Origin of the sequence: Antarctobacter heliothermus, assembly GCF_900188425.1 — a bacterium.
GTDB classification, from domain to species: domain Bacteria; phylum Pseudomonadota; class Alphaproteobacteria; order Rhodobacterales; family Rhodobacteraceae; genus Antarctobacter; species Antarctobacter heliothermus.
On record NZ_FZON01000092.1, the window covers coordinates 1 to 10,884 of the forward strand.

Annotated in this window: 9 protein-coding genes and 1 pseudogene; 3 read left to right on the forward strand and 7 right to left on the reverse strand. The window is 65.1% G+C overall.

Annotated features, from left to right (window positions below):
- Positions 1–540: 540 nt before the first annotated feature.
- The 7 genes from CHB90_RS24465 to CHB90_RS24495 form a co-directional block, all read right to left on the reverse strand.
- Positions 541–2,445 (reverse strand): heavy metal translocating P-type ATPase, encoded by a 1,905-nt coding sequence (locus tag CHB90_RS24465; RefSeq protein WP_212591648.1) that lies wholly within the window; start codon positions 2,443–2,445, stop codon positions 541–543.
- 360 nt (positions 2,446–2,805) lie between these two features.
- Positions 2,806–3,834, reverse strand: coding sequence for an FAD:protein FMN transferase (locus CHB90_RS24470; RefSeq protein ID WP_089280343.1), 1,029 nt, complete (start codon positions 3,832–3,834; stop codon positions 2,806–2,808).
- Positions 3,815–6,022: a PepSY domain-containing protein gene (locus tag CHB90_RS24475; protein ID WP_089280344.1), complete on the reverse strand. Its 2,208-nt coding sequence runs from the start codon at positions 6,020–6,022 to the stop codon at positions 3,815–3,817. Before CHB90_RS24475 ends, CHB90_RS24470 begins: the two co-directional genes overlap by 20 nt.
- A 12-nt stretch (positions 6,023–6,034) precedes the next feature.
- Positions 6,035–6,505 carry a DUF2271 domain-containing protein gene (locus CHB90_RS24480; protein ID WP_089280345.1) on the reverse strand — a complete coding sequence of 157 codons (471 nt, stop codon included), beginning with the start codon at positions 6,503–6,505 and terminating at the stop codon, positions 6,035–6,037.
- A 38-nt stretch (positions 6,506–6,543) separates the two neighbouring features.
- The gene (locus tag CHB90_RS24485; RefSeq protein ID WP_089280346.1) at positions 6,544–6,945 is read right to left on the reverse strand and encodes a hypothetical protein; all 402 of its coding nucleotides are present in this window, start codon (positions 6,943–6,945) and stop codon (positions 6,544–6,546) included.
- Positions 6,946–7,134: 189 nt separating this feature from the next.
- Positions 7,135–7,806 (reverse strand): cytochrome b/b6 domain-containing protein, encoded by a 672-nt coding sequence (locus CHB90_RS24490; RefSeq protein ID WP_089280347.1) that lies wholly within the window; start codon positions 7,804–7,806, stop codon positions 7,135–7,137.
- Positions 7,799–8,119, reverse strand: a complete 321-nt coding sequence (locus CHB90_RS24495) for a PepSY domain-containing protein (protein WP_089280348.1) — start codon at positions 8,117–8,119, stop codon at positions 7,799–7,801. The genes CHB90_RS24490 and CHB90_RS24495 overlap by 8 nt, the downstream gene beginning before the upstream one ends.
- A gap of 145 nt (positions 8,120–8,264) precedes the next feature.
- Between CHB90_RS24495 and CHB90_RS24500 the strand changes: the two genes are divergently transcribed.
- The 3 genes and pseudogenes from CHB90_RS24500 to CHB90_RS24510 all read left to right on the forward strand — a co-directional run.
- Positions 8,265–8,924: a response regulator transcription factor gene (locus tag CHB90_RS24500; RefSeq protein ID WP_089280349.1), complete on the forward strand. Its 660-nt coding sequence runs from the start codon at positions 8,265–8,267 to the stop codon at positions 8,922–8,924.
- Positions 8,921–10,288: an ATP-binding protein gene (locus CHB90_RS24505; protein WP_089280350.1), complete on the forward strand. Its 1,368-nt coding sequence runs from the start codon at positions 8,921–8,923 to the stop codon at positions 10,286–10,288. Before CHB90_RS24500 ends, CHB90_RS24505 begins: the two co-directional genes overlap by 4 nt.
- Before the next feature lie 374 nt (positions 10,289–10,662).
- Positions 10,663–10,884 (forward strand): annotated as a pseudogene (locus CHB90_RS24510) (IS21 family transposase); the annotation flags it as partial.

The following is a 10,884-nucleotide window of genomic DNA, read 5'->3' on the forward strand; positions in this document are numbered from 1 at the left end:
GCTCGACTGGCGACCGTCGCAATGGCGAACAAGACCGCACGAATAGTTTGGGCAGTGCTGACCAAGAACGAATACTATCGGCCCCACGCAGCCTAAAGAAAGGAAAAGGAACACCCGAGACAGCAAGACCATTGAAATGATGGCGCACAGTCAGCCCGCCAACCAAGACAACCCGTCGAATGTCCAGGACACAATGTTGTTCGATAAGCCGTTTGGGACTTGGTCGCGGAAACCATCAGGGCCAGCGGCTACGAGTGCCGCGCGAACAGGCCGGACACACGTCTGCTTCTGACCAGTGCAAAATCACTCAAAAAAGTCTTGCTATGCAGGAGCTATCCACACAGGCCTTTCGGGACAGAAACAAGGTCGGAAACATATCACTCTGTCTTCGGCGTCGCCGCCGTCAGTATTGAATTCGGCCCGCCTGATCGACAGCCACGGATCACAAACCCTTGCAGGGATGCCCGGTCGTTCTGGACACCGAAATGACAAAGCGCGTTGATACGGTCAACGCAGTTGCAGCGAGCGCCTACTGACCTTTCAAGAGGCGACCGCTTTGGCAGTCTCAGGCATTCTCGATTCGCCATTTCGACGGGGTGTGCGGAGCAACCGCAGGCCATTGAGCACAACCAGAACCGTGCCCCCTTCATGGCCGATCACAGCCAAAGGCAAGGGCAATTCGAAGAACAACCCGCCCAGAACAAGTACGGCCATGGCACCCAATGCAAAGATCAGGTTCTGACGGATGATCGTGGCGGTCCGGCGCGCCAGTCCATGCGCCTCCGCAAGCTGTCCCATGTCTTCCGACAGAAGCGCGACGTCGGCGGCCTGAAGCGCGACGTCCGACCCTGCCGCGCCCATCGCGATCCCCACATCGGCCCGCGCGAGCGCCGCCGCGTCGTTGACGCCGTCTCCGACAAAAGCCACCCTGCCCTCGGCCGCCAGCGTGCCGATCATACGCAGCTTGTCTTCAGGGAGCATGTCGGCGTGGATCTCGTCGGGTTGGAAACCGAGTTCACGGCCTATGCGCAAGGCGACGGGCCGTCGATCACCCGTCATCATGAGGATCTTCGTAACGCCGCTCTCGCGAAGCGCCGCAAGGGCAGGTCTGGAGCTTGGGCGAGTCTGATCCGCGAGGCTGACGGCACCCAGAAGCCGGGCATCCCGGCCAAAATAGATGACCGTCTGGGTGTCCGCGGCCAGCGCCGTCAGGGACGCATGGTCGATCCCGGCCCCCATCCGCGTCGCCATGCGCGGATTTCCGGCCCACAACGTTTCACCTGCCTTGTCGCCGGTGATACCTTCGCTTGGCAGCGCAACGACATTGTCCACCTTGGCGGGTGTAATCCCGCGATCGGCTGCTTCCTGCCGGATCGCCGCGCCGCTGTGGTGTTCCGAATGGGCTTCGAGGCCCGCCAGCAGGGACAGGAATTCCGCTTCATTTACGTCAAGCGCAACAACCTTGGTGACCGATGCCTTGCCGGTGGTCAGCGTGCCGGTCTTGTCGAAGGCAAATGTATCGACCGCCGCGAGCGTTTCGAGCGCAGCCCCGCCCTTGAACAGAACGCCGCCGCGTGCCGCAGCCGAGAGTGCGGACAGGATTGCAGCGGGAACCGAAATCACGATGGCGCAGGGGCTTGCCGCCACCAGCAGCACAGCTGCGCGATAGAGCGCCTCGTGCCAGTCATTCTCAAGCCAGATGAAAACGGCGAAGGCAAGGATGGCACCGAGCAGAACCGCAATCGTGTACCGCTGGCCGAACCATTCGCTGAACCGTTCGGACGGCGCCTTTTCCGCCTGCGCTTCGGTGACCAGCGCGATCATACGCGCGACGGTGCTTTCCTCGACCGTTTTCGTGACCGCGACGTCCAGCACTCCGTCAAGGTTGACCGTTGCCTCGAACACCTTTGCGCCCTGCTTTTTGCTGACAGGCATGGATTCACCGGTGATATTCGCCTCGTCCAGCGCACCACGCCCGGCAATGATCACCCCGTCGGTGGGCACGCGCGCGCCCGGGCGCAGAACAAAGATGTCATCGACATTCAGGTCGGCGGCGGGAATTTCCTTGACCGTGCCGTCGGGTGCCTTCCGCAAGGCGGTCTCGGGGCGCAGCGCCATCAGGGCCTCGACAGCCCGGCGCGCGCGTCCGAGTGCACGATCTTCCAGGGTTGTCGAAACGCTGAACAGGGTCAGCAGCACCGCACCCTCAAAAGGTGCGCCCACGGCTGCGGCCGCAATGGCCGCGACAACCATCAGCAGATCGATGTCCAAAATGCGGTCGTTCCACAGAGCCCCAAGCGCCCGCCACGCCGCAGGCACGCCCCCGGCCAGATAGACGAGCACCAGACCAACCATGGAAATGCGTTCGGCTGCGATGTCCCGCAGGGGCCAGAGAGCGAGCGCCGCCAGGACCATCCCGAGGACCGTCAGGCCCGTCAACACCATCGCACGATCTGCAGCGAACAGTCTTTTCACATTATCCACCCGAACGCTGGAACAAGCATGTACGAGTCCGTTATCATTGATCGCCCTCCTGTAGCCAGTAGACGCCGTCGCACAGATTGCGCAACAGCAAAGACCTTTGGTTCGTGAGGATGCGTGGCGGGACGTATTGCAGGGGTTTGCCGGGCGCATATCCGGCAAGCCCATGACGGGCAAGCGGACGTTTGGACCGCCATCCTCATCGCACTTCCTTTCCGCCCACTCATTCAACATCGCCAAAAGTGGCATTCCTGAAGAACCGCGACGTTCCGCATCTTCGCACGCGGTCTTGAAGCCACCGGTAGGGGGTTGGTTCCACGCGGCTCATCTCCCGTCAGGCGAGGGGATTGACGCAGGCTCTTCGGAAAATAACCGTCCGACTCCCACGCCCCTTGCGCTGCCATCTCCCACGCCCCTTGCGCTGCCATCTCCCACGCCCCTTGCGCTGCCATCATCATTGCGCAGGAGGAACAGAGCGTCGAGCCCGCGTTGTCTTGCGAGCGCCGCGCCCGCATCGGAGCCGAGAACCATGAGGGCGGTCGCCCAGGCGTCGGCCTCGGCACAGGTGCGGGCCACCACGGTGACAGAGGCTGGCGAAGCAATCAGCGGCGCGCCGCGCCTCGGGTCCATCGTGTGCGACAGACGACGCCCCTGCACCTCGACCCAGTGGCGGTAGTCGCCCGAGGTTGCGACTGCGGCATCCTCCAGCGCGAGGACGGAATGCGGCGTCCGGCGATCGGGGTCCGGCGCTTCGACTGCGATAGTCCACGCCTTTCCATCCGGTCGAAGGCCGAGCGCGCGCATTTCACCGTCAATCCCGACTAGGGCGTCTGTGATCCCGTGGTCGCGGAGTGTCTCGGTCAACCGATCCACGCCATAACCCTTGGCGATGCCGTTGAGATCAAGCGCGATGGGCGAGGACTTGCGCACTTGGTCGCCACAGATCTCCAGCACCTCATGCGCCGGGCGACGCGGGGCTTTCATCGCGGCGCGGATGCCATCAGGCGCGGCGTCCCCGGGCCCGAACCCCCAAGCCGTCACCGCGTCGCCCGTGCCGATGTCGAAGGCCCCGCCCGAGGCGCGCCCGATCTCGAGGCCGAGGCGCAGGACGTGTCGAAGGTGTTCGGGCACCATCACCCACTCGCCCACCGACGTCGCGCTGAGCCGCATCAGGTCACTGTCGGGTTTCCACGTCGACATCTGTCCGTCCACTTCGTCCACGGCCGCTTGCAACGCCGCGCGGATCGGGTCAGGGTCGACGCCCGGCTTGGCAAAGAACAGTGCCGACCAACGCGTGCCCATCGTCGGGCCGTTCAGGGCGATACGCGCGCTCTCAGTAGACATCTTCGACATACCGCCCCTCCGCCTTCAGAACTGCTGGCGTGAGCCCGACTGGCGCGAGGATCTCGGCCAGCGCATCGGCCACACCCGCGGCCATGTCGCGTCCACCGCAGACCATCACGCGCGCGCCGTTGCGGATGAGGTCCACGACCTGACTGGCCTCGCCCAGCAGAGCGTCCTGCACATAGTGGGGTCGCGGCCCGCGCGAGACGGCTATGACTAGCCGCGTCAGACGCCCCTCTTCCTGCCAAGCGGGGAAGTCCTCCCCGTAGAAGAAATCGCTGCCCTCATGACGCATCCCGAAGAACAGGTGGACAGGTCTGCGCCGCCCATTGCCGCGTATGAAGCCCGCGAGCGGCCCGATGCCGGTCCCCGCGCCGATCAGGATCAGCGGCGCGCGGCCACGGCCCGGACGGAAACCTGGGTTACGGCGGAGAAAGGTGGTCACCGTGTCGCCCGGCTGCAGCGCCGTGAGTTGGCCCGAACAGAGCCCGCCGGCATGCTTCTTCACGACGATTTCGATGAACCCGTCGCGGTGTCCGGACGCGAGCGAGTAGAGTCGCGGGACGGTGCCTCCTTCGGGCAGGATACCGATCAGGTCGCCAGCCGTGAAACGGGCAAAGCCCGCTCCGGTCAGCCGCTGCCACGGAGTGGCGCGTGGCAGAGCGAAACGCAAGATCGCCGTCGGGGCCTGCACCTCGGCGCCGTAGTCCCGGCGCGAAACGAGGGTCAGCCTCTCGGTGATCGGCAGGACGGGCTGGTGCGACAATTCCAGGGAAATGCCAAGCGCCTCGCCAAGAGCACGACCCCAGCGCGCAAAATCCTGTGGCGACTGGCGGTCAATCGTGTCGAGCGGCGTGAGTTCGGGCCAGCCCTTTGCCTGCGCCGCTGACGCGACGGTCTTGGCAAAGGCGCAATAGGCCGGAAAACTGCGGTCGCCAAAGCCGAGTACGGCCAGAGGCATGTCCGGCGCGCGCTCGAGGGCGCTCAACCGGTCGAGGAAACCCTTCGCCGATGCGGGCGCAGCCCCGTCGCCATAGGTCGCGGCGAGCACGATGATGCGCTCGGCACGGGCGTAACGCTCTGCCGCGAAGCCCAACATCGGGCCGACATGGACGCTTTGCCCGGCCTCGGTCAGAGCGGCGTGAAGGGTCGCGGCGAAACCCCAGGTGCTGCCACCCTCGCTGCCGACGAGCAGGATCGTCTCGGCGCGCCCCGCAGGCTGGTTGCCCCGGATGCGCGGCCGCCCACGCCGCCCGGCGAGCCAGACCAGAAAGCCGGTTGCACCCATCGCCGGCACACCAATCGCCATGAGTCCGAGCACGAGGCCAAGTGTCGCCGCACCCTGTCCGGTGTGCAGCATGTAGATGGTCTCCGAGACGCGCTCCCATTCCGTCAGGTCGGCCCAGACCAGGAGGGCTCCGTCGCCCTGGTCCAGATGTCCGGTTCCCCGGTCGGTCTTTAGCGTGAACACGTCCGTCGCGTCGCCGGGATAGGGAAAGCTCAGCTCGCGAAACTCGGCGACGGGCGTCTGTTGCAGCGTGTCCATCTGGCCCGGAGCAAACCCCGTCACTCCGCTCACCTCGGTCGGCATGGCGGGAATAGTGCCTCCGTCTGGCAGAAGATCGAAGGTGGAGGCCGTCATCCACAGGGCGGTGGTGGAGGACAGAACGAGACCGATCACCGCAATCCGCGCGATCTCCACGTGCAGCCGGCCCGCGAGCGGTCCGCGCAGGGGCGCAAACCAGTTCCGCCAGCCGCCGACCCGCCGCACGACCAGTGCCGCCCCGGTGAGCGAGAGGACGAGCATCGCCGCCGCGCCTACAGCCATTGCGATGCGCCCGCCGTCACCCAGGAATAGCGAGCGATGAAGGTTGGTGAGCCAGCGTTCGGTCTGGTTCGGGTCGGCCGAGGCCACGCCCGCGCCCGATGCCGGGTCGATCACCGACGCCCCCGGCGTGCCCTGATCGAACCAATAGGCCGTGATCCGGCCTGATGGAGACCGGCGGATCTGCTCGACGCCCGGATAGACCATCTGGATCCGGTCCGCGAGAACGGCCACCGTCAGCCCGGCGTCCGCCTGTGGTGCGGCGATGCGTTCCACCGCAGGGAAGACCGACAGCGCCGCGCCGCTGAGCGCAAGCACCGTGACAAGAGCCAGAGCCAAAAGTCCCGGCCAGCGATGAAGAGCACGGATCATGGCCCTACCCCCTCACATGTCGTAGGCGAAACTGGCGATGTACCGGCGCCCGGTCACCGGCGTGCCCGCGCCTTCGGTCGTGAGCGGCACCGCCACTTCGTTCGGGCTGTCGCGCATGTCCTCAACGGCCGCGTCGATGTGGAGCGTGTAGCCTGCGTCAAACAGCGCGTCAGCCAGGTCGAGCGTGATTTCGAGCGTGCGGCCCGCGCCGACGCTGGCGCCGGTGATGCCGTTCACCTGGCCCGTGTCGCCGCCCGTGGCGCGGTACCAGTCGCTCAGATGCTCGTAGTATTTGGATTTGCCGCCGGCCATCCAGAGGCTGCCGACATAAGCGCCCGAGGTGTCGGTGACATAAAGGGCAAGATAGGCCCCATCGCCGCCGTAGGTGTTGAGGGTCGTGGTCAGCGTCACCGGCCTTGCCATGGCAAGGCCGGGAAGCGTCAGCGCAGTGGTGAGCGCGAGCGTTGCGAGAAGCGATTTCATCGGATGGATCCTTGTTCGGAGTGGTGCTGGAGAGCGGTTCATTTCATCTGAACCTGCGGCGGGGCGCCGTTCCCGAAGAGGCCGTTCTGCGGCGGGGCAACGGTGCCGGCGGGCGCGGGACTACGAGCGCCGCTGCGGCAATCGTCATCGTCGTCGTCATCGTCGTCATCGTCGTCGCAGTCATCATCATCATCATCATCATCGTCGTCATCATCATCGTCGTCATCGTGGCCGCGCCGCGATCCGTCCCGCCAGCTGAGGTCGTCGTCATCATCGTCGTTTGCGAGAACGAGCGGCATCGTTTGCGAGCTTTCGTCGAAGAGCGCGGCGAAGGGCCGAAGGACGCCTTCGGACGGGGCCTGCAGCGCGCTCCAGGCGGGCACACCGATCGCGGCGGTCAGCGCCGTTGTTGCTGCGAGAAGTGTCAGGGTCTTTTTCATGGCAGGGTCTCCTATTGTCTGCTGAGGACTATCTGGAGAGCCGACCTGAGGCCTACCTGACGCGTTGGCGATTCCCGCTTCAGCTTGCCGTCAGGAAGAAACGCGCCGCCGGAAGCAAAAAGGCCCCGCCGGTCAGGGCGGGGCCAGGTGGGGCCGAAGGGATAATCGGCCTATTGGTGGGCCAGACGGTCAGGCGATGTCGCCTGGACCGGGAGCGCGCTTGTCGCCCGTCACCATGGCGCGGGCCAGGTTCTCGTGGTGCCGAAAGGAGGCGAGCACAACGCCGCCCACATGCAGCGCGGCGAGCAGCAGCAGCAGGTTTGCGAGCGTCTCGTGGACCTCTTTCAGCGGGCCCTCGACCTCGCCCCGCTCGCCATATTCGCGCCCGTCACCGTCGTCGTCGGCCCAGGCGGGCGCCACGATGGCTGGCATCGACGGCAACAGCGCCACGCGGGTCTCGTCCTCCATGAGCCAGCCGGTGAAGGCCGTGCCCGCGAGCGTGACCAACAGCGCCACGATCATCGCTGCACCCGCCGGGTTGTGCCCAAGGTAGCGCCGCTCGCGACCTCGGGTCATGTCCCCAAGATAGGCAAGTGTCGCGCCGGGCCCCTTCAGAAACTGTGTGAAGCGGGCGTAGCGACTGCCGACGAGGCCCCAGATCAGCCGGAAGGCCACCAGACCGGCGACCGTGTAGCCTGCGAACTCGTGTACAGTCTGCAGCTCATCCGCGCTGAGCCAAGCCGTCGCGAAGGCGGCGACCAGACCCCAATGGAACACCCGGATCAGCGGATCCCAGACCTGGATCTTAACAGTCGGCCTTACCTTCATCTCAGGCACATCATGAGCGGTTGCTTCAGTCATCATCGCCTCCTGCGCGATCCCGGCGGGCGCGATCGTCGTCGTCCTCGTCCTCGTATTCGAACTCGATCACCTGGAGCGTGGCCGGATGGACCGTCACCTCGATCTGACGTCCCTCGGCATCCCTGCCATCGATTTCGTAGCATCCGTCGTCGATCTTGATGCGGCGCACCGTCCAGCCCTTCTCCTCGGCCAGCCGAGCGACAGCGTCGCGCGGGTGCCAATCGGCCATCGGAACGAAGCAGTCGTCGTCCGCCAGCGCGGCGCTGGCCGGGAAAACCGCGAGAAAGCCAAGAATTGTCAATGTCTTCTTCATGGGCCAAACTCCTCGTCGCTCGCCTCTTGATGCACTTCATGCGCGGTGAAGCTGACGGCAACCTGAAGAGGCTTGGCCCATCGGCTTCAGCTTCGCGTCAGCCAGACGGATCATGGAGGGACATCAGGAAAGAACGGGGACGACCATGCGCATACTGCTGATCGAGGACGACACAACTCTCGGCGCAGCCGTGCGCGACCAGATCGCGGCAGATGGCCAGTCGGTGGATTGGGTCACGCGCCTTGATCGGGCCGGCGATGCAACACGCGTGGCCTCTTACGACCTGATCCTGCTCGACCTCATGCTGCCGGACGGGCGTGGTATCGGCTTTCTCAAGGCGCTGCGCGCGCGGGGCGAGATCACGCCGGTCATTATTCTGACCGCGCTCGATCAGGTCTCGGACCGGATCGAAGGGTTGAACGCCGGGGCGGACGATTACCTTGTAAAGCCCTTCGACCTCACCGAACTTTCCGCCCGGATCGGATCGGTCGCCCGCCGCTACAGCGGCAACCCGAACCCGCTCGTGACCCACGGCCCACTTGAGATTGACCTCGCCGCGCGGAGCGTCCATCGCGACGGAAAGCCGGTGCAACTGACAGCGCGCGAATGGGCGCTGTTCGAGGCCTTTCTCGCCCGCCCCGGGCAGCTCCTGTCCAAGGCGCAGCTGGAGGAGAAGCTCTACGCCTTCGACGCCGAGGTCGAGAGCAACACGATCGAGGTCCATGTCAGCCGCCTGCGCAAGAAGCTCGGGAGCGCGATCGTCGTGACCGAGCGCGGCATGGGCTACCGGCTGGGCCGCCCATGAGGTGGCCCGCAAGTCTTCAATCGCGGCTCGGTCTGTCGCTCGGCCTCGTGCTGACGGTTCTCTGGCTCGCCGCCGCGACGGTCACAGCCGTGATCGTCCGAGACGAGATGGACGAGGTCTTCGACAGCGCGCTACGCGAGACTGCCGAGCGCATCCTGCCGCTGGCCGTGACCGACATCGTCGGGAGAGAAGACCAGGGAGTGACCCAGCGGCTTGCGCCGATCCGCGAGCACGACGAGTTCTTCACTTATCTCGTCCGCGATGCCGAGGGGCGCATCCTGCTGCAATCCCATGCGGCCGCCTCCGCGGTGTTTCCGTCTTACGACGGGCCGGGGTTCCGTCAGACCGCAACTCACCGGCTCTACAGCGACGCCGCGCTCCAAGGGACGATCCGCATCACAGTGGCCGAACCGCTGGCGCATCGTGCGACGGTCGCACGCGAAATCCAGATGGGCCTCGGCCTGCCGCTGCTGATCGTGCTGCCGGTCGCGTTGGCAGCGATCATCTTCGCCGTCCGCTTCAGCCTCGATCCCCTGCACCGGTTCCGCGCGCGGCTGGAGGCGCGCGGCGCACGCGACCTGTCGGAAGTGCCTGCGAGCGATCTGCCGACGGAGATCGGCCCTTTGGCTGAAACGCTCAACAGCCTACTGACAAGGCTGCGCGAAGCATTCGGGGCCGAACGCAGCTTTGCCGCGAACGCTGCACACGAGTTGCGAACGCCGCTGGCGGGCGCCATCGCGCAGGCGCAACGGCTCAAGTCGGAGGCCAGGGATCCTGCCATCGGAGCGCGCGCCGCCGAGATCGAGGCGACACTTAAGCGCCTCACCCGGCTATCAGAACGGCTCATGCAGCTCGCGCGGGCGGAAGGCGGGCGATTGCGGACAGACCATAGTGCGGATCTAAAGGCTGTCGCACGCGTCGTGGTGGAAGATATCGGGCGCTCTGGCGCGCCGGGTCGGATCGCGTTGAACCTGCCAGACACGGCCGTGATGTCGGACATCGACCCCGACGCGTTCGCAATCCTCTTCCGAAACCTCGTAGAGAACGCCCTCCGACACGGGGCGGCGACGACTCCGGTCGACGTGACCCTGACGGCAGACGGACAACTCATCGTGGCGAACGACGGTCCCACCCTGTCGCGCGACACCCTCGACCGGGTGACGTCACGCTTCGAGCGGGCAAACGCAAGCACCGATGGCAGCGGACTCGGCCTGGCCATCGTCGCCGCCATCGCGAGCCGGATCGGAAGCCCGCTCATTCTGAAGTCGCCGCGTCCGCACACCGCGTCGGGTCTCCAGGTCTCCATCAAGTTGCCGACAGACGCACCGGACACCATCGCACGACATGCGATGCCCAGGACGTAAGACCTGTCGGGCAGGTCAGCAGCCTCGCGTCTGTTTCCGCATCGCAGCGTGGGCTCTCAGGATGTAATCGAACGCTAATCTCATGAATATTAGGAACCTTCGACTGCTCGCGCGCAGACTGCCGGTAGTCGTCGAAGAGTGGTTGGTACGCTCTGACAGTGCTACTAAAGGCCCCACTTCGCGATGCGGGTTGCAGCCCAAACGGGCCAGTTGACCAGGCGCCTTCCCCCAGCTTTTCAAAAGGCTCTGATCTGCGCATTTCTGTGAACAGGCATGCAATTTTGACCCCGTAACGGGGTGATCGGCGTCCAACAATGACCCCCTTACACTGATGTGGATGATGCTCCCGAGGCTATCGGGGAGCACAGTGTGGGATGTTGGTTGTGGAGACGATTGCGAAGATCCGTCGGGCGTATTTTCAGGACAAGAAGCCGATCAAGCAGATCTGCCGGGAACTGCGGATTTCACGGAACACGGTGCGCAAGGTGATCCGGTCCGGTGCGACCGAGCACACCTACGAGCGGACCGTCCAGCCGCAGCCGAAGATCGGTCCTTGGAAGGACGAACTCGACGAGATGCTGGCGACAAACGCGCGG